The organism is Arthrobacter sp. MDB1-55, assembly GCF_059092925.1.
The window spans coordinates 565,488-589,302 of record NZ_JBNHID010000003.1; the positions used below are offsets into that span (position 1 = coordinate 565,488).

The 23,815-nt window shown below is 63.8% G+C and carries 17 protein-coding genes; 6 read left to right on the forward strand and 11 right to left on the reverse strand.

Annotation, left to right across the window (positions count from 1 at the left end):
• Positions 1 to 59: 59 nt before the first annotated feature.
• Both AC5RU3_RS14265 and AC5RU3_RS14270 read right to left on the reverse strand, forming a co-directional pair.
• The gene (locus AC5RU3_RS14265; protein ID WP_493965986.1) at positions 60 to 1,631 is read right to left on the reverse strand and encodes an MDR family MFS transporter; all 1,572 of its coding nucleotides are present in this window, start codon (positions 1,629 to 1,631) and stop codon (positions 60 to 62) included.
• Positions 1,628 to 2,251, reverse strand: a complete 624-nt coding sequence (locus tag AC5RU3_RS14270) for a TetR/AcrR family transcriptional regulator (RefSeq protein ID WP_493965987.1) — start codon at positions 2,249 to 2,251, stop codon at positions 1,628 to 1,630. Before AC5RU3_RS14270 ends, AC5RU3_RS14265 begins: the two co-directional genes overlap by 4 nt.
• Positions 2,252 to 2,471: 220 nt before the next feature.
• Here AC5RU3_RS14270 and AC5RU3_RS14275 point away from each other — a divergent pair, with 220 nt between their 5' ends.
• The 4 genes from AC5RU3_RS14275 to betT all read left to right on the forward strand — a co-directional run bounded on the left by AC5RU3_RS14275 (position 2,472) and on the right by betT (position 9,030).
• Positions 2,472 to 3,098 (forward strand): TetR/AcrR family transcriptional regulator, encoded by a 627-nt coding sequence (locus tag AC5RU3_RS14275; RefSeq protein ID WP_458116393.1) that lies wholly within the window; start codon positions 2,472 to 2,474, stop codon positions 3,096 to 3,098.
• A gap of 96 nt (positions 3,099 to 3,194) precedes the next feature.
• Positions 3,195 to 4,709 carry an aldehyde dehydrogenase family protein gene (locus AC5RU3_RS14280; RefSeq protein WP_493965988.1) on the forward strand — a complete coding sequence of 505 codons (1,515 nt, stop codon included), beginning with the start codon at positions 3,195 to 3,197 and terminating at the stop codon, positions 4,707 to 4,709.
• A complete protein-coding gene (locus AC5RU3_RS14285) occupies positions 4,710 to 6,350 on the forward strand; it encodes a GMC family oxidoreductase (protein ID WP_493965989.1) in 1,641 nt (546 codons plus the stop codon). It begins immediately after the preceding gene.
• 547 nt (positions 6,351 to 6,897) lie between these two features.
• Entirely contained in the window at positions 6,898 to 9,030 is a 2,133-nt protein-coding gene (gene betT, locus AC5RU3_RS14290; protein ID WP_493965990.1) for a choline BCCT transporter BetT, read from the forward strand.
• A gap of 249 nt (positions 9,031 to 9,279) precedes the next feature.
• On the opposite strand, the gene AC5RU3_RS14295 is transcribed toward betT, so the two are convergent.
• The 9 genes from AC5RU3_RS14295 to AC5RU3_RS14335 all read right to left on the reverse strand — a co-directional run bounded on the left by AC5RU3_RS14295 (position 9,280) and on the right by AC5RU3_RS14335 (position 20,230).
• A complete protein-coding gene (locus AC5RU3_RS14295; RefSeq protein WP_493965991.1) occupies positions 9,280 to 10,242 on the reverse strand; it encodes a 2-hydroxyacid dehydrogenase in 963 nt (320 codons plus the stop codon).
• The gene (locus AC5RU3_RS14300; RefSeq protein WP_493965992.1) at positions 10,239 to 11,438 is read right to left on the reverse strand and encodes a pyridoxal phosphate-dependent aminotransferase; all 1,200 of its coding nucleotides are present in this window, start codon (positions 11,436 to 11,438) and stop codon (positions 10,239 to 10,241) included. Before AC5RU3_RS14300 ends, AC5RU3_RS14295 begins: the two co-directional genes overlap by 4 nt.
• 80 nt (positions 11,439 to 11,518) lie before the next feature.
• On the reverse strand, positions 11,519 to 12,892 hold the full coding sequence (locus AC5RU3_RS14305; RefSeq protein WP_309070198.1) for an L-serine ammonia-lyase: 1,374 nt from the start codon (positions 12,890 to 12,892) through the stop codon (positions 11,519 to 11,521).
• Positions 12,893 to 13,531 (reverse strand): sarcosine oxidase subunit gamma, encoded by a 639-nt coding sequence (locus tag AC5RU3_RS14310; protein WP_493965993.1) that lies wholly within the window; start codon positions 13,529 to 13,531, stop codon positions 12,893 to 12,895. It abuts the gene before it with no gap.
• A complete protein-coding gene (locus tag AC5RU3_RS14315) occupies positions 13,524 to 16,466 on the reverse strand; it encodes a sarcosine oxidase subunit alpha family protein (RefSeq protein WP_493965994.1) in 2,943 nt (980 codons plus the stop codon). Before AC5RU3_RS14315 ends, AC5RU3_RS14310 begins: the two co-directional genes overlap by 8 nt.
• Positions 16,463 to 16,882, reverse strand: a complete 420-nt coding sequence (locus tag AC5RU3_RS14320) for a sarcosine oxidase subunit delta (protein ID WP_493965995.1) — start codon at positions 16,880 to 16,882, stop codon at positions 16,463 to 16,465. The genes AC5RU3_RS14315 and AC5RU3_RS14320 overlap by 4 nt, the downstream gene beginning before the upstream one ends.
• 37 nt (positions 16,883 to 16,919) lie before the next feature.
• Complete coding sequence (locus AC5RU3_RS14325; RefSeq protein ID WP_375164817.1) at positions 16,920 to 18,140, reverse strand: sarcosine oxidase subunit beta family protein; 1,221 nt, start codon at positions 18,138 to 18,140, stop codon at positions 16,920 to 16,922.
• Positions 18,137 to 19,435 (reverse strand): serine hydroxymethyltransferase, encoded by a 1,299-nt coding sequence (gene glyA / locus AC5RU3_RS14330; protein WP_493966042.1) that lies wholly within the window; start codon positions 19,433 to 19,435, stop codon positions 18,137 to 18,139. Before glyA ends, AC5RU3_RS14325 begins: the two co-directional genes overlap by 4 nt.
• A 114-nt stretch (positions 19,436 to 19,549) precedes the next feature.
• A complete protein-coding gene (locus AC5RU3_RS14335; protein ID WP_493965996.1) occupies positions 19,550 to 20,230 on the reverse strand; it encodes a GntR family transcriptional regulator in 681 nt (226 codons plus the stop codon).
• Positions 20,231 to 20,351: 121 nt separating this feature from the next.
• On the opposite strand from AC5RU3_RS14335, the gene purU reads away from it, so the two are divergent.
• Complete coding sequence (gene purU / locus AC5RU3_RS14340) at positions 20,352 to 21,266, forward strand: formyltetrahydrofolate deformylase (RefSeq protein WP_493965997.1); 915 nt, start codon at positions 20,352 to 20,354, stop codon at positions 21,264 to 21,266.
• A 54-nt stretch (positions 21,267 to 21,320) separates the two neighbouring features.
• On the forward strand, positions 21,321 to 23,813 hold the full coding sequence (locus AC5RU3_RS14345) for a GcvT family protein (protein ID WP_493965998.1): 2,493 nt from the start codon (positions 21,321 to 21,323) through the stop codon (positions 23,811 to 23,813).
• Positions 23,814 to 23,815: the final 2 nt, after the last annotated feature.

A 23,815-nucleotide genomic window follows, 5' to 3' on the forward strand; every position in this document is an offset into this window, starting at 1 on the left:
GCACTTCCCTCAAAGGGTGGTCATGAGCGCCCACTCGATGCGGCAAACGGCGTGGATCCTCAGCTCACGGCGTTGGTCTGCGCAGGGTCCGGCGCTATGCCTGCCTCCCGCTCCACCCGGGTGTCCCGCTCGATGACGGTCGACAGCGCCTTCTCATGGACGAACGCCAGGAGGATCGCAGCCATGACACCGAGGGGCGCCATGTAGAGGAACAGTGGAGTGAGCGCATCGTTGTAGGACTGGATGATCGGCAGCTGCAACGCTTCAGGCAGTGCATTGACCAGCTCCGGCGTTAACGAGTTGGCGCCGCCCTGCAGCGCCGTGCCGCCCGCGGGGAGCCGCTCGAGCAGCAGCTCCCCCACCCGTGCCGTGAAAAGGCTGCCGATGACGGCGGACCCGAGGGTGGCGCCGATCTGCCGGAAGTAGTTGTTGGACGCCGTCGCTGTTCCGACGACGCGGTTCGGGAAGGTGTTCTGCACGATCAGCACCAGAATCTGCATGCTCAAGCCCAGCCCGGCGCCCATGATGGCGATGAAGACGCAGATCAGCCACACGGGCGTCGTCGGGGTGATGGTGGAGAGCAGCAGCAGCGCTACGGAGACCCCGACGGAGCCCACGATCGGCATCCACTTGTAGCGGCCCGTCTTGCTGACGAGGACTCCAGAACCCGTGGAGGTCAGGATCAGTGCGCCCATCATCGGGATCATCAGCAGTCCGGCGTTCGTGGCGCTGGCTCCGGTGACCATCTGGAGATACGTCGGCAGGTACCCGATGGCGCCGAACATGGTCACGCCGATGAGCAGTCCCCCCGCAGTGGTCAGGACGAAGTTGCGTTCCCGGAACAGGTTCATCGGGAGAATCGGCTCCTTGGCCCTGCGCTCGACCGCGACAAAGAGCGCTCCGGTGACAACGGCGAGCGCAAAGAGTCCGAGTATCTGTGCTGACAGCCACGCGTACTGGGTACCACCCCAAGTGCCTACCAGGACCAGCGACGTCGTCGCGATAGCGAGCAGCACCATTCCGGCGACATCGACATGGGGGTGGACCCGTTCACGCGCAGGCAGGTGGAGGAAGAACAGCACCACGACGATCGCCAGAACACCCAGGGGCATGTTGATCCAGAACATCCAGCGCCAGCCCGGACCTTCGGTGAACCAGCCGCCCAGCAGTGGTCCCGCGACTGAGGCGAACGCGAACACTCCGCCCATGGCACCCATGTACTTGCCGCGCTCCCGGGCGGGAACGACGTCGGCGATGATGGCCTGGGAGAGGATCATCAAACCACCGCCGCCCAGACCCTGCACAGCGCGTCCGGCGATCAGCCACTCCATATTCGGGGCGAGACCGCCGACGACGGAGCCCGCCATGAAGATGGCGATCGCCAGGAGCAGGAGGCTTTTGCGCCCCATCAGGTCGCCGAGCTTGCCGTAGATCGGCATGACGATCGTGGCGGCGAGGATGTAGGCGGTGATGACCCACAGCATTTGGTCGACACCGTTGAGTTCACCGACGATCGTGGGAAGCGCCGTACTGAGGATCATCTGGTTCAGTGCGGCCAGAAGCATGGACAGCATGAGGCCGACGAAGAGCAGAAGCAGGCCCGACTCTTTGCGTGCAACGGTTGTTATCATCGAATTTCCTCAAGTACTTCCCGGAGCAGCGCGGTGGCGCCGTCGAGTGCGGAGAACTGGTTCTCAATGGTGGGTGAGTCAGCTGCCTGCTGGAACGCGTACCGCATGGGTGCACCGGCAACGAGGACGATCATGCGGGCCACGTCTTCCCCGGAATTGCGGCTGAGCGCGGCCTGCCAACGGCCGGAATCGGTAAGCGCAGCAGCGACGACGTCCCGGACCAACTGTTCCACGCGCAGGAAGTACGCGTACCGACGCTGGCGCAGGAACGGGTAGGCGGTCAGCACCTCAACGCGCCGGCTCGTTTCCGGCTCGCCGCCCTCGGTGGAATGTACGACGGCGATGAGCAAACGCGATACCTGCTCCAAAAGATCATTCTCGGGAGAGAAATCCTGAAGCAGTCCGTCATCGATACTGGGCTCCTGCAGCCCGAGGATCGCGTCTTCCTTGGTGCTGAAGTAATTGAAGAACGTCCGGGGAGAGACGTTGGCGTCGGCAGCGATCTGCTCAACCGTCACGGCCTCCGGCCCCTCCTGGAGCGTGAGGCGGGTTGCGGCGTCGTGAAGCGCGGCCCAGGTTTCGGTGCGCTTACGCTCCCGAAGGGAAACTAGTTGACTCACCGAACCATTGTGTCACGCAACTAAATTTTGCACAACTGCAAGGTTGCGTTCGTGCAAAGCGGACCCCTGCCAAATGATTACCAGCAAGGGTTATAACGGCTCCGTGACTGGGAGATGACCTCCGTGCCCGGGACGCTGTCGTCGTAGGCGAACTTAGGCACTGCCTTCCTCTGCTGCCTGACGAGGTGCACCCATCGGCGTTTCACCATAGTCTGGCCACGTGGGTACAAGCACCGTTAGATCCGGCGAACAGATTGACCGACAGGCGCGCATTCTCGAAGCGGCGATGGACCTGCTGTCGCGCCACGGGATTTCGGGCGTTAACATGCGCGCCGTGGCGCGCGAAGCCGGTGTAGCGCTGGGGCTTGTCAACTACTACTACCAAGACAAGGCGTGCTTGATTCGTGCCGCTCTGCATCGTATTGACGAGCACGACCTCATGCTGGTCGAGCCCGACCCTGATTTGCCTCCCGACGATCAGCTCCGCAAAGCTCTGCGGCGCGTCGCGGGCGCCGAACTTTTGACCACTCGATATTTGTCGCTGCGTCTCCACCTTTGGGCCTTGGCTCAGGCCAGCGAGGACTTCGCACAGATCAATGCGGTGGCGTTCGAGCGATATCTCGATGGACTCGCGACTCTGATAGGGAGTGCCAAGCCCGAGCTTTCCCATGATGAGTGCAGGGAACGGGCAGCCGACATCGTCGTCGTACAGAACGGTATGTGGCTAACTGCGCTCCTCGGCGTAGACCAGGCATCAATTCAGCGAAACATCGCCCACACCGAGAACATAGCCTTCGCCCCTTCGCGCAAGAACGAGCGTGAGCAGAGCGAGCTCAAGGATTTGTAGGGCCCGCTGGCTCGCGACACAACTTTGGATCCACTGGTGGACAAACGTTCAAAGTGAATCTTGAACGTTTGTTCAACGTGCACTAATCTGTCTGGTATGAGCTACGCCACACAATCCACGGATACCGCATGCACTCTATTCATCAATGGCTCGTGGGAGCCTGCGGAGTCCAGCGCGATGCGTGAAATTCGCAACCCCGCCGACGGTGAATTGGTCGCCACAGTGTCAGAGGCCGGCAGGGCGGATGCCGAGCGGGCCATCGCTGCCGCCCGCGCTGCCTTCGACTTTGGAGTCTGGTCTTCGGTCCCGGCACCCGAGCGCGGTGCCTTCCTACTAAGGGTTGCCGCCGAATTGCGTGATCGCCGCGAGAAATTCGCCCGCGCCGAGTCTCTCGACACCGGAAAGCGGATCATCGAAAGCCGAATCGACATGGACGACATCGCCGCCTGCTTCGAATATTTCGGCAGGATCGCAGGCCAACAGCCAGGCCGCGTGGTCGACGCCGGGGACTCCACCGTCGTGAGCAGGATCGTCTACGAGCCAGTGGGGGTCTGCGGCCTGATCACGCCCTGGAACTACCCCTTGCTTCAAGCGGCGTGGAAGATCGCCCCGGCATTGGCGGCCGGCTGCACCTTCGTCCTCAAGCCGTCCGAGCTGACCCCGTCCACCGCGATCCTGACCATGCAACTGCTGCAGGACCTGGGACTGCCCGACGGCGTCGCCAACCTCGTGACCGGTGTCGGCGCGGAGGCGGGCGCACCACTCTCGGAACACCCCGACGTCGACCTGGTCTCCTTCACCGGTGGGCTGGAGACCGGCAAGCGCATAGCCGCGGCTGCCGCCGGCACCGTGAAGAAGGTGGCGCTGGAGCTCGGAGGCAAGAACCCCAACGTGATCTTCGCCGACGCGGACTTCGACGCCGCCGTCGACAACGCGCTGAACGGGGCATTTGTGCACTCCGGGCAGGTGTGCTCCGCCGGCGCGCGACTGGTGGTCGAGGAATCGATTGCCGAGCGCTTCGTCGATGAGCTGGTCCGCCGTGCCCAGGACATCCGCATCGGCGGCCCGTTCGATGAAGCTGCCGAGACAGGGCCGCTGATTTCGGCGGCTCACCGCGAAAAGGTACACACCTACGTTCAGCGCGGACTGGAGGAGGGCGCGCGACTGCGGTGCGGTGGCGCGGCGCCTCAAGGAGAGCAGTACGACGCCGGATTCTATTACGAGCCAACCGTCCTGGACCATGTGCAGAAGGGGATGTCCGTCGTCGTCGATGAAGCTTTCGGTCCGGTGGTGACCGTTGAGACCTTCCGAACCGAGGATGAGGCGGTCGCAACCGCCAACGACACGATCTACGGGCTGGCCGGGGCTGTCTGGACACAGGACGCCGGCAAGGCCCAGCGTGTGGCGGGCCGACTGCGGCACGGCACCGTCTGGATCAACGATTATCACCCCTACCTCCCGCAGGCCGAGTGGGGCGGCTTCGGCCAGTCCGGCGTCGGCCGCGAGCTCGGGCCTACCGGTCTGGCCGAATACCAGGAATCGAAGCACATCTACCAGAACACCAACCCGCAGGTGACGGGCTGGTTCTCGGAGCACGGCAAGGAGAACTAGATGCATATCGACAACGTCGAGAACCTCAACGAGCGCGAGTTCGACTACATCGTCATCGGCGGCGGGTCTGCCGGAGCCGCAGTAGCCGCCCGGCTGAGCGAGGACCCCGCCGTGTCCGTGGCACTGGTGGAGGCCGGTCCAGACGACCGCGGGATACCCGAAATACTGCAGCTTGACCGCTGGATGGAGCTTCTGGAATCCGGCTACGACTGGGACTACCCAATCGAACCGCAGGAGAACGGCAACTCCTTCATGCGCCACTCCCGTGCCAAGGTTATGGGCGGCTGCTCCAGCCACAATTCCTGCATCGCCTTCTGGGCACCGCGCGAAGACCTGGACGAGTGGGAGTCAAAGTACGGCGCCACCGGCTGGAATGCTGAGACCGCCTGGCCGCTCTACCAGCGGCTGGAAACCAACGACGACGCCGGCCCCGATGCGCCGCACCACGGAGACTCCGGACCTGTGCACCTGATGAACGTGCCTCCGGCGGACCCCACCGGCGTCGCACTCCTGAAAGCCTGTGAACAGGCCGGCATCCCCCGAGTCAAGTTCAATACCGGCACCACGGTAATCAACGGCGCGAACTTCTTCCAGATCAACCGCCGTGCAGACGGCACTCGCTCCTCCAGCTCAGTCTCCTATATCCACCCGATCATCGAGCGCGGGAACTTCACCCTGCTGACCGACCTGCGCGCCCGACAGTTGGTTTTCGATGCGAATAAGCGCTGCACCGGCGTCGATGTTGTGGATTCTGCGTTCGGCCGGACCCACCGGCTCTCCGCGCGCTGCGAGGTCGTCCTGTCGACCGGCGCCATCGACTCGCCGAAGCTGCTCATGCTCTCCGGTATTGGGCCCGCCGCGCACCTCGCCGGGCACGGCATCGAGGTCCTGGTCGACTCCCCCGGCGTCGGCGAGCACCTGCAGGACCACCCGGAAGGTGTTGTGCAGTTCGAAGCGAAGCAGCCGATGGTACAGGTCTCGACGCAGTGGTGGGAGATCGGCATCTTCACACCTACCGAGGAGGGCCTGGACCGCCCGGATCTGATGATGCATTACGGCTCCGTCCCGTTCGACATGAACACCCTGCGGTACGGCTACCCGACCACGGAGAACGGCTTCAGCCTCACCCCGAACGTCACGCACGCTCGCTCCCGCGGCACGGTCCGCCTGCGCAGCCGGGACTTCCGGGACAAGCCGATGGTGGACCCGCGGTACTTCACTGATCCGGAGGGCCACGACATGCGCGTCATGGTCGCCGGTATCCGCAAGGCCCGTGAAATCGCTGCCCAGCCCGCCATGGCGGACTGGACCGGCCGAGAGCTCTCGCCCGGCGTCGAAGCGCAGACCGACGAGGAACTGCAGGACTACATCCGCAAGACTCACAACACCGTGTACCACCCCGTGGGGACCGTCCGAATGGGACCAGCCGATGACGAGATGTCTCCCCTTGACCCCGAGCTGCGGGTCAAGGGCGTCACCGGCCTGCGCGTCGCCGACGCCTCTGTGATGCCCGAACACGTCACCGTCAATCCCAACATCACCGTCATGATGGTCGGAGAGCGCTGCGCCGACCTCATCCGCGCCAGCCGTGCGAGCGAAACAACGACGGCGGAGGCGCGGCTCAGCGCGGTTCTCGCCTGACCGTCAGCGGGCGTAGTGCGGGCTCCGGACCCGTTATGCGAACCCGGTGGAGGGGTGCATCCTGCTCCCTCCACCGGGCCTTTCCGTATGAGCTCGGGTCGTGCGCGGAGCTGGCTTGATCTTGAATTCTTCCTATTCACAAGTCTTGAACGTATGTTCAATCTGATCTACTCTCCTCATATGACCTACGCCACACTTTGCGGAGTCGTTCGGACTCCTCGCAGGGGATCCGGCGGAGGCACAGCAAGACCAGGCAAAACACTTGGGGGAAACGGCCGGAGGCCCACAATCGCTGCCTGCCGTTGATTTCGCCCGCGTCCAATGGCGGTCACGGGTAATAACCATCGTGCTTTTCTGACGTAGGAGTCCAAATATTGGAACGCAACAAGAGTGCTGATTCATGCGGCATGGACGAGTGCGGCTACGTTGATAGCCCACGACGAATGTCCGCGGTTGCCACAATGTGCCCGGATCTGAGTCTGCCCCGTGCCATTTCCGCCTGCACGAAACATCGCCACGACGTGCGGTGCACAACGAGAGGGACGAAATGAGTCAGATAACCGACACTTCGCCCGTAACAGCTAGTGGAGACGGCGACACGACTCCCGCGGCTCGAACCCGCGTCAATTGGACCGTCTTCATCGGATCGGCCGCCGGGATCCTCGCGATCGCCATTTGGGCCATGAGCGACGCCGCAGGCGCTGAGGCCCTGATCGGCTCCATGGTCGCCTGGGTATCCACCAACATGGGGTGGTACTACTTCCTGATCGTCACCGTGGTGGTGGTGTTCGTCCTGGTCATCGCCCTGACCCGGGTGGGCAAGACGAAACTCGGCCCGGACCATTCGAAGCCGCAGTTCAGCATGTTCACCTGGGCGTCGATGCTCTTCGCAGCGGGCATCGGCATCGACCTGATGTTCTTCTCGGTGTCCGAGCCCGTGACCCAATATCTAGCTCCCCCGCAGGGTGACGGCAGCACCGTCGAGGCCGCCCGGCAGGCCATGGTCCTTACCCTGTTCCATTACGGCATCACTGGCTGGGCTCTTTACGCGCTCATGGGACTGGCCCTCGGCTACTTCGCCTACCGGCATAATCTGCCCCTGAGCATCCGCAGCGCCCTGTACCCGATCTTCGGCAAGAAAATCAACGGCCCGCTCGGCGACGGCGTGGACATCGCAGCCCTCCTCGGGACCATCTTCGGCATCGCCACCTCCCTGGGAATCGGCGTCGTGCAGCTTAACTACGGACTCAGCCTCATGTTTGGGCTGCCCGAGAACGTCGCCGTGCAAATCGGCCTGATCGTCGTGGCCGTTGTCATGGCTACCGCGTCTGTGCTCTCGGGCGTCGAAAAGGGAATCCGTCGGCTCGCCGAGCTGAACGTGATCCTTGCACTCGGCCTCATGGTGTTCATCCTCCTGACCGGCAAGACCAGCTTCCTGTTAGACGGAATCATTCAGAACACCGGCGACGTGCTCAGCCGGTTTCCGGCCATGACACTGGACGCCTTTGCCTACGACCGGCCCAGCGACTGGCTGCAGGGCTGGACACTCTTCTTCTGGGCCTGGTGGATCGCCTGGGCTCCCTTCGTCGGGCTCTTCCTCGCGCGCATCTCCCGTGGCCGCACCATCCGCCAGTTTGTGCTGGGCACCCTCATGGTCCCCTTCGCGTTCATCCTGGTGTTCATCTCGATCTTCGGCAACAGTGCCCTCGACATCGTGATGAACGGCAATGCCGCCTTCGGGGAAACAGCGATGGCCCAGCCGGAGCGCGCATTCTATGGCCTCCTCGAGCAGTACCCCGCGGCGCCGCTGATCATCGGCGTAGCCACCTTCACCGGACTGCTCTTCTACGTCACCTCCGCCGACTCAGGTGCTCTCGTCATGGCCAACTTCACGAGCCACCTGAAGGACGCCGGCGCCGACGGACCCAAGTGGCTGCGCGTCTTCTGGGCCCTGGTCACCGGGCTCCTGACGCTCGCCATGCTGACCGTCGGCGGAGTGACGACGCTGCAGAATGCGACGATCATCATGGGTCTACCGCTCTCGATCCTGCTGCTGTTCATCATGCTGGGCCTCTACAAAGCACTGCGCGTGGAGAACTCGCTGGCGGACAGCTACCGTTCGAGCCTGCCGGGAATCATCTCCGGCCATAGCGCGGACGGATCGTCGTCACGAACGTGGCGGCAGCGCCTCCACCGCGCCATGACCTACCCGGGTCCGAAGCAGGCGAACCGCTTTGTGGATACCGTGGCGCTGCCCGCGTTGCAGGAGGTGTACGACGAGTTGAAGGCGCAGGACGCCGACGTGACCCTGGCGACGGGTATCGTCGAGACCTGCGGCATCCGCCACGTCGACCTTCTGGTGAGGCTTTGCGATGAGCGCCCGTTCAAGTACCAGATTTACCCGGTTCAGTACGACACCCCGTCCTACGCGCCCGGAAATGCCGGGCTCGAATCGAAGTACTACCGGATGGAGGTCTTCTCCCTGGAGGGCAGCCACAGCTATGACCTCGCCGGCTACAGCAAGGAACAGGTCATCACCGATGTCCTGGACCACTACGAAACCCATCTCGAATTCCTGCACCTGAACCGCGCGGTTCCCGGTACAACGGCCGTCATCGAGGACCAGGCTGCCAAGGACAACTGGGAATCCGACTTCCTGCATCAGGAGGAGACAAAGTGACACGGCGCCTATTTCCGCGCGAAAGCCGGGCGTCGAGGTCGGAGTGATCCATCCTCACTCCGCTGAGCCTTGCTGGTGATGCCATAGGACCGTCCACTCAGAGGAAGGCCGCCATCGCACCCCACGGCGGCCTCCCTCTGAGAGGACGGTAAAAGGGCGGCAAGGTCCCGGACGTAAGACTCTTGCCATCGGCCCGAGGACACGCAACTGTCCGCAGGGAGCTCCCTCAATTGCGGGGTGAGCCTGTCACTAGGAACTGATCGCTGCGGGCGGTCTTTCCCCGCTGAGCACGGCCAGCACGTTGTCGGCGGCGAGCATTGCCATGGCGGTGCGGGTCTCAATGGTGGCGGAGCCGAGGTGCGGCACGAGGGCTACGTTCTCGAGCTCGAGCAGCCCGGGATGCACGCTGGGCTCGTTCTCAAACACGTCCAGGCCAGCGCCCGCGATCTGTCCGTCACGCAGCGCGGACGCGAGTGCCTCTTCGTCGACGATCGGTCCCCGCGCGGTATTGATGAGGTATGCCGAATCCTTCATCGAAACCAGTTGTTCGGCGCCGATCAGATGATGCGTGGCAGGACCGTAGGGGCAGTGCAGCGAGACGACGTCAGAAATGGCCAGCAACTCGTCGAGCTCTACCCGCCGGGCGCCCAGCTCAGCGGCTACCCGGGGATCGATCTCGCTGCGCGACTGGTAGACGATTTCCATGCCGAAGGCTCTGGCCCGGCGCGCAGTCGCCTGCCCGATGCCGCCCATACCGACGACGCCGAGGGCTTTGCCCTGCAGACTGCTCCCGAGCAGGAAGAACATGCCCCACTTCCAGGCCTGACCCGAGCGGATGATCCGTTCCCCCTCGCCGAGCCTGCGGGTCGCCATGAGGATCAGCCCAAACGCGATGTCGGCTGTGGCGTCCGTGAGAACTCCGGGAGTGTTGGTGGCCACGATGCCCCGTTCGGAACAGGCAGGCACGTCGATGTTGTCATAACCCACGGCGACGTTCGCGACCACTTTGAGCTGCGGTCCGGCGACGTCGAGCAGCTCGGCGTCGATGCGCTCAGTGAGCAGGCTCACCACGGCATCCGCCCCGGCTACCCGGCGCAGGAGCTCCTCCCGGCCGATCGACTCCGGGCCCTCCCACGCATCGACCTCATGCTCGGCGCGAAGCTTTTCAATAGCGGCTTCGGGGACCCGCCCCGTGACGACGACCCGGCTCATGCCGTCTCGATCCACTTGCGCAGGCGACCAAGTCCGTCGCGGATATCGGCGACGTCGATTCCCGAGTAGGCAAGCCGGATGTACTGCCGCTCCTCGCCGGGCTGACGGCGCCCGAAGTGTTCACGCGTACAGAAGGAAACGCCGGTCTCATGCAGCGCTGCGGAGGCGAAATCACCGACTGCCGCGTACCCCAGGCGCTCCATGACCTCGGTGACGTCGGGGAAGAGGTAGAACGTCGACTGCGGCACTGCTACGTACATCCCGGAGATGTCGTTCACGAGTTCGCAGGCGGCATCCCGCCGCTCGCGGAGAATATCGAGCATTTGCTGGACGGGTTGCTGGGTGCCACGGAGCGCTTCGATGCCGGCCCACTGCACGTAATGCGTTGTGCATGACTCATCGTTGGTGTTGAGCGTGCTGAGGACTTTGGCGATCTCGACCGGGGCGACGGCGCAACCGAGGCGGGATCCGGTCATGGCGAACTTCTTGCTGAACGTATAAAGGATCACCGTGCGCTCGGCCATGCCGGGAAGTGACGCGATCGAGGTCGAGACACCCTCATAGCGTGTCTCGAAGTATGCCTCGTCGGAGAGCACCCAGAGGTCGTGCTCCTGTGCGAGCTGCGCGATAGCCTCCCGCTCGGCCTCCGTCGACTCCGCCGAGATGGGGTTCTGCAGGTCGTTGTAGATGATCGCGACCGTGTTCGGGGTAATGGATGCCCGTACCTGGTCGAGGTCAATCGCGAAGCCCTGACTCGTGGGCACATAGCGGTACGGAACCGCCGTACCGCCCAGGTACTCGATCTGCGATTCGTAGATCGGGAAGCCCGGGTTGGGATAGAGCACTTCCTGGCCAGGGTTCATGACCGCCTGCAGGAACTTGGTGATGACCGGCTTGCCGCCCGTCATCACAACGACGTTGTCGGGCTTGAACTTAACACCTCTCCGGGACCCGATATCGTCGGCGAGAGCCTCACGCAACGGCGGGATGCCGGGGCCCGGGCAGTAGCCCGTGTACCCGTCTGCGATCGCCCGGTTCATCGCCTCGACGATATGCGGGGCAGTCGGGATGTTGATGTCGCCCAGATGGAAGGGGTACACGAGGTTTCCCTTCGCCTTCCAGTCGGCTGCGGCCTGTGCGACGCTGAAGGCGGTCTCGGTGCCCAGACGTTCGAGCCGGTGCGCGAGTTGCTGCATGCTGTTCCACTCCTCATCGAGTTGGCGATCAAAGTTCAGGTAATAAATGGTGCTCAGGCGTCGTGGAGGCTGTCAGGCGCTCAGCACTCGATGACGTTCACCGCCAGGCCTCCGCGGGAAGTTTCCTTGTACTTGCTCTTCATATCCGCTCCAGTGTCGCGCATAGTTTTGATGGCTTTGTCGAGCGACACCTTGTGGCTGCCGTCGCCGTGCAGGGCAAGGCGGGCAGCGTTGATGGCCTTCACGCTGGCGATGGCGTTGCGCTCGATGCAGGGGATCTGCACCAGCCCGCCCACCGGGTCACAGGTCAGGCCGAGGTTGTGTTCGATACCCACTTCAGCGGCATTTTCCACCTGGGCAGGTGTCCCGCCCAGCACTTCGCAGAGCCCGGCGGCGGCCATGGAGCAGGCCGAGCCCACCTCACCCTGGCAGCCGACTTCCGCTCCTGAGATGGAGGCATTGATTTTGAACAGAATTCCGACGGCGGCTGCGGCAAGCAGGAAGCGGACCACGCCGTCGTCGTTGGCGCCGGGAACGAACTTCACGTAATAGTGCAACACTGCAGGAACGATGCCTGCTGCGCCATTGGTCGGTGCGGTGACTATCCGCCCGCCGGCAGCGTTCTCCTCATTCACGGCCAGCGCGAACAGGTTCACCCATTCCATCGCGCGCAGCGGGTCGGTCACCCCGGTGTCCGCCGTCAGGGTCTGGAATAACGACGGCGCCCGCCGTCGAACGCTGAGCCCGCCCGGAAGTATCCCGTCCGCGGTGCAGCCGTTGTCAACGCATTCGCGCATGACCGCCCACAGTCCCAGCAGCTTTTCCCGCAGCTCCGCTTCGGTCCGCCACACCAACTCGTTGGCGAGCATCACGTCGGAGATGGACATGCCTTCACGGCTGCAAATCGCCAGGAGCTCGTCCGCGGTGTTGAAGGGGTACGGCAGGACAGTCGCGTCGGCAACTACCTTGTCACCGGCGTCGGCGTCCCCGTCAACAACAAATCCGCCTCCGATTGAATAGAAGCTTCGTTCACTCAGCACAAATCCGGCATGGTCCAAAGCGCGGAAGGTCATGCCGTTGGGATGTGCGGGGAGGGATTTGCGCCGGTGCAGCACCACGTCCTCGTCCCAGTTGAAGTCCACCCGGTGGTCGCCGCCCACCCACAGCTCTGCGTCCAGGGCAGCGGCGGCCACCTGGTCATCCGCGGTGGAGGTATCCACGGTTTCCGGCTCCAGCCCCTTGAAGCCCAGGACCACGGCCTTGTCCGAGCCGTGACCCCTTCCGGTCGCACCGAGGGAGCCGAACAGCTCGGCCTGGACCCGCCTGGTGGAGCTCAGGTGTCCGTCTCCCTTGAGTCCGTCGGCAAACAGCTTCGCTGCCCGCATCGGGCCCACCGTGTGTGACGACGACGGCCCGATGCCCACGGAGAACAGGTCCAGGACGCTGAGGGCCATTCAGGGAACCTCAGGCGAGGCGTACTCCCGCATCGCGTCCAGAAGCCAGCGACCCAGGAAATCAGCGAACGACGCGCGGGGGAAAAGCCGGTAGCTTTCGTCACCGGTCTTCCACAGCACCACCGGAATGTTGCCGATCTCCGTCGACAGGGCGGTGCCGGCCTTCAGCACGCGCGGGTGCAGGTCCAGGGAGCATCCCTTCTCAAGTACAGCCCGCGCCCGCGGTCCCCTCAGTTCAAAGGTGGTGCGGTTGGCGGAGAGATCCACCACCTGGCCGGCCCCGTCACCGAGTGCTTCCCGGAGAGCCCGGATGAGGTCTCCACCGAGGGACTCGTGCGCTTCGCGTGGTGCCACCACCAGGAAGTCTTGAGGCCCGAGCCACAGCACTGACGTGTCCCCGTGATCGCTGACGTCGCCACACGTTGCGGGCAGCCCGCCGGTGATGGAGACGATGCGCTCTCCGGCGTCGCTCATGCGATCGATTCGGAGGCCGACCATGGTCAGGAAGGCCACTTCGGACAGCTCCACCACGCCGCGGACAGACCCGGTTTCGAAGTCTGCCCGGAGCTGGGCGGCTGGGCTGACACGGAGGGAGAGATTCTTCTCGTAGGAGGTTGCGGGTGCTGCTGTTTCAGCCATCTTTGCGGGTCCCTTCGGGGTCAAATAGCACGGTTTCGGCGACGACGACGTCAACGAGCTGGTCGCCGGCGGCAGCCACCAGGGTTTCGCCGATGCGGTTCCGGCCGTTTCTGATCAGTGCCAGGCCGAACGACCTGCCCAGAGCCGCGCTGTGGTAGCTGGAGGTGACGAAGCCCTCCATCGGGACCGGCCCGTAGGCGGGGTTGGTGGAGCGGCCCTTTTCCACGAGCTGGGTTCCTTCCGGCAGCCTCAGCGTCCCATCCACGGGTAGAACGCTGACCAGGTGCTTGCGGTCCTCGCGCCGGGCATCGGCCCGGGAGTAGGAGCGCTTACCGATGAAGTCCTTGGCCTTGGAGACGACCCATTCCATCCCGGCATCCTGGGGGGTGACGGTTCCGTCCGTGTCCTGGCCCACGATGGGGTAGCCCTTCTCGGCGCGGAGCACGTGCATGGTTTCGGTGCCGTAGGGAGTGATGTTGAATTCAGCACCGGCGGCTGCGACCGCTTCCCACGTGTTGAGCCCGTACCAGGCCGGCACGTTGATCTCGTAGGCGAGTTCACCGGAGAACGAAATCCGGCAGACCCGGGCACGCACGCCGGAGGCGAGCGTCGTTTCACGGAAGGTCATGAACGGGAACGCTTCGGCTTCCAGTCCCCCGTCGGCGGCCAACTCCGGCGCCACCTTGGCAAGGACCGCGCGGGATTTGGGCCCGACGACGGCAATCGTGCTCCACTGTTCGGTCACCGAAGTGCAGTGCACATCCAGCTCAGGCCACTCGGTCTGCAGCCATTCCTCCAGCCAATCCAGCACCTTCGCGGCGCCGCCGGTGGTAGTGGTCATGAAGTAGGTCTCCTCGTCCAGGCGCAGCGTCACGCCGTCGTCGAAGATCATTCCGTCCGCCAGGCACATGACGCCGTAACGGGCCGAGCCCGGGGCGAGCTTTTTGAACGCGTTGGTGTAGATCCGGTTCAGGAACTCACCGGCGTCCTTGCCCCGGATCTCGATCTTGCCCAGGGTCGTGGCGTCCATGAAGCCCACAGACTCACGGACGGCCGCACACTCACGCAACACGGCCGCGTCCATGTCCTCCCCGTCCTGCGGGTAGTACCAGGGCCGCTTCCACTGCCCCACGTCCTCGAACAGAGCGCCCTTCGCGACGTGCCAGGGATGGATGGACGTCTTGCGGGCGGGGTCGAACAGCTCCCCGCGCTGGCGTCCGGCCAATGCCGCGAACGCCACGGGAGTGAACGGTGCGCGGTAGGTGGTGGTGCCGATGTCGCCGATGCCACGGGAGGCCTCACCGGCGGTACGCAGCGCGGCCGCGATGACGCCGATTGCGTTGACACCGGAAGTCTTGCCCTGGTCATTGGCGGTGCTGATGGAGGTGTAACGCTTGATGTGCTCCACCGAGCGCATGCCGGCTCCGGTCGAGCGCAGCACGTCAGCAACTGACTGGTCGCGCTGGAAATCCACGAAATGTTGGTGCCAGTCATCCGGAGTTCCCGTCTCACCGGGGACCAGCCACAACTGCCGGGTCGGGGCGGACGCCTTCGGCTCCGCCAGCGGTGACGGCACGACGGCGGACGCGAACCCGGCTGCGATGGCAGCCGACGCGCCGGCGGTGATTCCCTCGGCCAGGCAGTCTGCGGTGCCGAAGGAACCGCGTCCGGAGCCGACAATCTGCTGGTTGGGCACCACGGTGCTCGGCACAAAGGCGGCCAGCTCGTCGTCCCAGCGCAGCTTTCCCTGCCGCTGGGAGTGCAGGTGCACCAGCGGGCTCCAGCCGCCGGAAACAGCGAGCAGATCGCAGGCGACCTGTTCAGTGCCGGAGGTGAGCTCGCCGTCGTCGTTAATGGCGCGGACGGTCACGCCGTTCAGGCGGCCGCTGTTGTCGGCAGAGGTGTTCGCCACTGCGCTTCCGGTCAGCACCCGTGTGCCCGCTTCGACGGCGGCCGCTGCCACCTCGCTGAGCTGGGGACGGGCATCCACGACGACGGCGACCATCACGCCGGCGCTGCGGAGGTCAGCGGCAAGGGCGTAGGCGCTGTCATTGGTGGTGCTGATGACCACGCGTTGCCCGGCGGCCACGGCGTAGCGGTTCAGGTAGCTGCGGACGGCGGAGGCGAGCATGCTGCCGGGCCGGTCGTTGTTCTCGAACACCAAGGGACGTTCGTGGGCACCGGGGGCCAGTACAACCTGGCTCGCACGGATGTGCCAGATACGCTGGCGGGAGACTCCCGACGGCGCGGGCGAGGACAGGTGGTCGGTACGGTTCTGGACGGCGATGACATAGTTGGCGTCGTAGGCGCCGAAGGCCGTGGTGCGGTTCAGGACGGTGGACTCGGAGCCGGAAACGAGTTCGGCTTCCACGTCCGCCACCCACTCCAGGGCCGGCTTGCCCTCGATGGTCTCGGCCAGGTCCGGTGCTGTGGAGCCGGACAGGAGCGAGCCTCCCAGCTCAGGCTGGTCGTCCAGCAGCATGACACGGGCACCGGTCCGCACGGCTTCCCGGGCCGCGGCCAGGCCTGCGGGGCCGCCGCCGATAACCAGGACATCAGTGTGGACGTACTTCTTGTCGTACTCGGCATGGTCCTCCTCCGGGTCAAGCTTGCCCAGGCCGTTGAGGAGCTCTGCCTTCAGCCCATCCACCAACGTGACGGTGGTGGCGGGGAGCATGGACTCGGCCACGTGGTCCGGGAAGCGCGGCTCCACCTTGACCATGGCGTTGGATTCCTCGACGCCGGCGGACATGATGCCGCGGGCGCGGCTCTCGTAGAGCGAGTTGCCAACGGCGATCCGGCCGTTGGCGATCAGGGCCGAGGCCAGGGTGTCGCCGGGATGACCCGTGAATTCCTCACCGTCCACGGTGAAACGCCAGGAGATGGTTCGGTCGATGCGTCCGCCGGCTGCGAGGCGTGCGTTTTGGGAAGTCACTTGGTTGCTCCTTCCGGGGCTGTGGTGCTGGAGATGCTGGTGGCAGAGGTGCTCGTGCCGGAAATGTCCGGAGCTGCGCTTCCGGTGGTTGTGCTGTCAGCGGCGGTGCTGGCAGTGCCGGCATCGGCAGTCCGCTGCCCGGCAGCATCGGGCCGGGGCGTACCCATCGGGTACACCGCCTGGATGTCGTAAGTCACCGTGTCACGGAGCATGTTGAACCACTGACGGCAGCCCGTGCTGTGCAACCAGCGCTCGGCGAAGGAGCCCTTGGTGTTGTCCCGGTAGAACAGGAACTCGGCCCACTCACGGTCGGTCAGCTCATGGGGGTTGTCCGGGTAGGCAACGTGGGCCTGGCCACCGTAGTGGAACTCGGTCTCGTCACGCGAGCCGCAATTGGGGCAGGAGATGAGCAGCATGTGCGTCTTCTTTCTGGAGAGCGTCGGTCGCTGGCGGCTAGTGGGCGACGGCGGCAGCGCCGTGTTCGTCGATCAGCGCACCGGTTTCGAAGCGTTCCAGCGCAAACGGCTTGTTCAGCCTGTGCGGAGCGCCCGTGGCGATGTTGTGGGCGAAGGTGAGACCCGCAGCCGGTGTTCCCTTGAACCCGCCGGTGCCCCAGCCGCAGTTCACGAACATGTTCTCCACCGGGGTGTTGCCCACGATGGGGGACGCGTCCAGGGTGGTATCCACGATGCCACCCCAGGTCCGCAGAACGTGGGCACGGGCAAAGATCGGGAAGAGCTCAACCGCGGCTGCCATCTGGTGCTCGATCACATGGAACGAGCCCCGCTGGCCGTAACCGTTGTAGGAGTCCACACCGGCACCCATCACCAGTTCGCCCTTGTGCGCCTGCGAAACGTAGACATGCACGTGATTGGACATGACCACCGTGGGGTGAACCGGCTCGTGCAGCTCGGAGACGAGCGCCTGGAGCGGGTGGGATTGGATGGGTAGACGGAAGCCGGCCATTTCGGCCAGGACAGAGCTGTGTCCCGCGGCGCACAGGCCCACTTTCCCTGTATTAATGGTGCCCCGGTTGGTTTTGACGCCAACCACCCGGTTGCCGTCCTTGACGAAGCCGGTGACTTCGCAGTTCTGGATGATGTCCACGCCCAGTTCGTCGCACTTGCGCGCGAACGCCCATGCGACATGATCGTGCTTGGCGATGCCTGCCCGCGGCTGGTAGGTGGCGCCCATGACGGGGTAACGGATGTTGTCATTGATGTTCAGGATGGGGCAGAGTTCCTTGACCTGCTTGGGGTCAAGCCATTCGGCGTCCACACCGTTGAGCTTGTTCGCTCCCACGCGCCGGACGCTCTCCCGCACATCACCCAGGGTGTGGGCGAGGTTCATGACCCCTCGCTGGCTGAAGAGGAAGTCGTACTCGAGCTCTTCCGGCAGGATTTCCCACAGCTTGAGGGCCTGCTCGTAGATGGCCGCGCTCTCGTCCCACAGGTAATTGGATCGGATGATCGTGGTATTGCGGGCCATGTTGCCACCAGCCAGCCAACCCTTTTCCAGGATGGCGATGTTGGTCATTCCATGGTTCTTGGCCAGGTAGTAGGCCGTGGCAAGACCGTGCCCGCCGCCGCCGACGATGACCGCATCATAGGAGGACTTGGGCTCGGGGTTGTGCCAAAGGAAATCCGGGTGCTCCGGAAGCAGATCGGCCATCATGCCACCTCGGTCGCGTCGGAGGAAAGGTTGGGGTAGAGCGGGAACTTGCCGGCCAGGATTTCAACCCGCTGCCGGAGTGCCGCCACAGTCTCGTCGTTGAACTCGCGCTTGAGTGCTGCGGCGATAATGTCAGCGACCTCGGTGAATTCCGCCTCTCCGAACCCACGCGTGGCGAGTGCCGGCGTTCCGATGCGAAGACCGGAAGACACCATCGGCGGACGCGGGTCGAAGGGCACGGCGTTGCGGTTGACCGTGATGCCGATCCGGTGCAGGCGGTCTTCGCCCTGTTGCCCGTCCAGCTCGGAGTTGCGCAGGTCCACCAGGATCAGGTGGACGTCGGTGCCGCCGCTGACGACGGTGGCACCGGACTCGGCGACGTCATCAGCGAGAAGCCGCTGGGCGATGATCCGGGCACCTTCCAGGGTGCGCTCCTGGCGTTCCCTGAATTCGGGCTCCGCTGCCAGCTTGAATGCGACAGCCTTTCCGGCGATGACATGTTCCAGGGGGCCGCCCTGCTGGCCGGGGAAGACTGCGGAGTTCACCTTCTTGGCAATGGCGGCGTCATTGGTGAGGATCACTCCCCCACGCGGGCCGCCGAGTGTCTTGTGCGTGGTGCTCGTGACAATGTGTGCATGCGGGACGGGGCTGGGGTGCAGGCCAGCTGCCACCAGTCCGGCGAAGTGCGCCATGTCCACCATCAGGTAAGCACCGACCAGGTCGGCGATGCGACGGAACTCAGCGAAATCCAACTGCCGGGAGTATGCGGACCAGCCGGCCACAATCAGCTGCGGCTTGTGTTCAATGGCCAGGCGTTCCACCTCCGCCATGTCGATCAGCATGTCCTCTTCGCCGACGCCGTACGGAACAACCTTGTAGAGCTTGCCGGAGAAGTTGATGCGCATGCCATGGGTGAGGTGCCCGCCGTGCGCGAGGTTCAGCCCGAGGATGGTGTCTCCGGGCTGAATGAGGGCGAACATTGCCGCTGCGTTGGCCTGGGCACCTGAGTGGGGTTGCACATTGGCGAATTCAGAGCCGAACAATGATTTCAGACGGTCGATGGCCAACTGCTCGATCACGTCAACGTGTTCGCAGCCGCCGTAGTAACGCTTGCCTGGGTAGCCCTCTGCGTACTTGTTGGTCAGGACCGATCCCTGCGCCTCCATGACCGCAGTCGGCGCAAAGTTTTCGGAGGCGATCATCTCCAGGGTGCCCTGCTGGCGCAGCAGTTCCTGCTGCACAGCGGCGTGGACCCGAGGATCCGTCTCTGCGAGCGAGCGAGTCAGAACGTCGACCATCATTTCTCCTAAGCCGTATCTAATATCCGCTTGATATATTAGTTATGTGGCTCAAGTATGCTACCGGCAGCAACGAGAGTCAACACCTCAGGTGATTGCCCTCACCCAACCGGCTTAGGCGGCGAAGAGAGCCTCGCGAATCGCATGTTCGAAACCGATGACGTGAGCCCTCGCCAGTTCAGCAGCTTTTGCTTCATCACCGTCGATGACGGCACGCAGCAGATCCACATGCTCGTGCACGTGCTGGGAAAGGTCGGGAAGCCGGTCCAGGACCATGCACCAGATACGGGTTGCAAGATTGTCGTAGCGGATCAGGACGTCTTCGAGATGGGGATTGGCAGCGGCTGCATAGATACCCTGGTGCACCTGCGCATCCAGCTGCAGGGTTTCGACTGCAGACGCCGACGCGATATCGAACGTCTCAAGAGCATGCATGACTGACCGCAACCGCTCCCTCGCCGGGTCCGTTGCTATCCGCGCCGCCCGGGAGGCGGCGAGGGGCTCGAGTTGGGTACGAATCTCCGAAATGTACGCAAGGTCGGTAACCTCCACCCGAGTGGCGAAAGTTCCCCTCCGGGGGTAGGAAACAACCAGGCGGTCCAGCTCCAGCCGCTTCAGCGCTTCACGCACCGGCGTCCGGCCCACTCCAAGATCCCTGGCGAGCAGGTCGTCATTGAGGAGATCGCCGGGCCTGATCTTCAAGGTCAACAGCCGGTCCCTGATGTTCTCGTATGCCACGTCTGCCAATGATTTTCTGGGCGTCTCATCGTCGACCGCAAGAGCCTCAAGAACCATAACGCCAACCCCTCTTCTCCAAAATGCGAAGCTATTGACCCCGCCCCTTCAACCAGTATACGCTGATTGCCAGCCCTAATATATCAGTATGTATTTTAGGAATATATCTAGAGGAGAAGACATGACCCTCATGGCATCCGATTCATCCACCAGCATCCTTCCCGAGCCAGAGGCCCGCCCGCAGGAACAGACGAGGAAGTTTGTTCTCACACTGTCGTGCGTCGAGCGCGCAGGCATCGTCCAGGCGGTCACCACGTTCCTCTTCGAGCGCGGGTTCAACATCGACGAACACCAGCAGTTCGACGACGGACTTCGGCAGACACTGCATCTGCGTACAGCCTTCTCGGGTTCCCCCGAGTACACGCCCGAAAGGCTCAACGAGGAGTTCAGCGCGATCGCTGACCGCTTCGAGATGAAGTTCAGCTTTCACGACGAAACCAAGCAACGCATCCTGGTCATGGTTTCCAAGTTCGGGCACTGCCTGAACGACCTGATCTTCCGCTGGCGCGGCGGCAGCCTCGGCGGTGATATCGTCCTGGTGGTTTCAAACCATGAGACGCACCGTGCCATGGCCGATGCGGCAGGCCTTCCCTTCATCTACCTCCCGGTGACTCCGGAGACAAAGGCAGACGCCGAAGCGAGACTGCTGGAACTGGTGGACGAGCATGATGTCGATCTCGTGGTGCTCGCCCGGTACATGCAGGTGCTCTCCGACGGCCTGTGCCGGGCACTGGAAGGCCGCGCCATCAACATTCACCACTCGTTCCTGCCGGGCTTCAAGGGCGCACGGCCTTACCACCAGGCCTACGACCGCGGTGTGAAGCTCGTAGGGGCCACTGCGCACTATGTGACGGCGGATCTGGATGAGGGACCGATCATTGAGCAGGAAGTTATCCGAGTGGATCACACCTACGGACCCACCACCCTTTCGACGGTGGGCCGGGACGCAGAAGCCCTCGCACTCTCACGCGCCGTCCGCTGGCACTGTGAACACCGCGTGCTGCTGGATCAGACCAGCACCGTCGTGTTCCGGTAAGCACGCCAACTGAAGCAGCAGAGTCCAAAGACGAAAATCAGCAGGAGAAAGCACATGGCATCGACGCCGCGCATTGTCATCATCGGAGCCGGAATCGTTGGCACCAACCTCGCCGACGAACTGGTCTCACGGGGGTGGAACAACATCACAGTCCTAGACCAGGGGCCGCTGAACATGCCGGGGGGTTCAACGTCCCATGCCCCAGGGCTTGTCTTCCAGACGAACCCCTCAAAGACCATGGCGCTCTTCGCCAAATACACGGTGGAGAAGCTTTTGTCCCTCACCGAGGACGGCGTGAGCTGCTTCAACCAGGTGGGCGGCCTTGAAGTTGCCACCACAGAAACGCGCCTCGCTGACCTGAAGCGCAAGCTGGGATATGCAGCGTCCTGGGGCATCGAAGGCAAGATCCTCACCCGTGAAGAGTGCAAGGAGCTCTACCCCCTCCTCAATGAGGAAGGCATCCTCGGCGGGCTTCACGTCCCGACTGACGGTCTGGCCAGCGCTGCCCGCGCCGTGCAACTGCTGATCAAGCGGACGGAGGCCGCGGGAGTCAAATACCTCGGTAACACCGCAGTCACCGGGATTGAACAGTCAAACCGCCGGGTCACCGGCGTCGAGACGTCCGACGGCGTCATCCCCGCCGACATCGTTGTCTCCTGCGCCGGTTTCTGGGGCGCCAAGATCGGAGAGATGATCGGCATGTCTGTCCCCCTGCTCCCACTGGCCCACCAGTACGTGAAGACCACTCCCGTGCCGGCGCAGCAGGGCAGAAACGCATCGCCCAACGGCGCTTCCCTGCCCATCCTGCGCCACCAGGACCAGGACCTCTACTACCGCGAGCACGGCGACCGCTACGGCATCGGTTCCTATGCCCATCGCCCCATGCCCGTGGACCTCGACGAGCTCGGCAACTATGAGCCCGCCACGATCACCGAACACAACATGCCGTCACGGCTGGATTTCACTCTGGAGGACTTCCTCCCTGCGTGGGAGGCCACCAAGCAACTGCTTCCCTCACTGCGGGAAAGCGACATCGAAGACGGCTTCAACGGGATATTCTCCTTCACCCCCGACGGTGGCTCCCTGGTGGGTGAATCCAAGGAGCTGGACGGATTCTTCGTGGCTGAAGCAGTGTGGGTGACCCATTCCGCTGGTATCGCCCGCGCTGTCGCCGAGCTCCTGACCACCGGGAAGTCGGATATTGACCTGGGCGATTGCGACATCCACCGCTTCGAAGAAGTCCAGCTGACCCCCGAATACGTCAGCGAAACGTCGCAGCAGAACTTCGTGGAAATCTACGACGTCCTCCACCCGCTCCAGCCCAAGCTTTCCCCCCGCAATCTCCGCGTGAGCCCCTTCCACGCACGCCACAAGCAGCTCGGTGGGTACTTCCTTGAGGGCGGCGGATGGGAACGCCCCTACTGGTTCGAGTCCAACGCGGACCTGCTGAAGGAAATGCCGGCCGAATGGCAGCCGCCGGCTCGAGACGCCTGGTCCGGGATGTTCAGCTCACCCATCGCCGCCGCCGAGGCGTGGAAGACCCGCACGGCGGTAGCCATGTACGACATGACCCCGCTCAAGCGCCTCGAAGTCTCCGGGCCGGGGGCCCTGAAACTCCTCCAGGAACTCACCACCGCGGATTTGAACAAGAAGCCCGGCGCAGTGACCTACACCCTGCTGCTCGATCACGCCGGCGGCATTCGAAGCGACATCACGGTGGCGCGACTGAGCGAAGACACCTTCCAGCTCGGCGCGAACGGCAATATCGACACCGCCTACTTCGAGCGCGCCGCCCGTCACCAGACCCAATCCGGCACCGCCGACGACTGGGTCCAGGTTCGGGATACGACCGGCGGCACCTGCTGCATCGGCCTGTGGGGACCCCTCGCCCGTGACCTCATCGGCACTGTCAGCAGTGATGACTTCAGCAATGACGGCCTTCGATACTTCCGCGCCAAGAAGGTAGTCATCGGCGGCGTCTCAGTCACCGCGATGCGCTTGTCCTACGTCGGCGAGCTGGGTTGGGAGCTCTACACCACCGCTGACAACGGGCAGCGTCTCTGGGATGCCCTCTGGAAGGCCGGTCAGCCGTTCGGTGTCATCGCAGCAGGCCGCGCAGCGTTCAGCTCGCTCCGTCTCGAAAAAGGCTACCGCTCGTGGGGCACTGACATGACCACGGAGCACGATCCCTTCGAAGCAGGCGTCGGTTTCGCAGTGAAGATGGCCAAGGAGAGCTTCGTCGGAAAGGCCGCCCTCGAGGGCCGGACAGAGGAGAATTCCGCCCGCCGTCTGCGCTGCCTGACGGTCGACGACGGACGCAGCATCGTGTTGGGCAAGGAACCTGTCTTCTACAAGGAGCAGGCGGTCGGCTACGTCACCAGTGCTGCGTACGGCTACACCGTTGCCAGGCCAATCGCCTACGCGTACCTTCCGGCCGCTGTTTCCATCGGCGATTCGGTTGAAATCGAGTACTTTGGGCGCCGTATCCAGGCAACGGTCACAGCTGATCCGCTCTACGACCCCACCATGACCAGGCTCCGCGGCTAGTA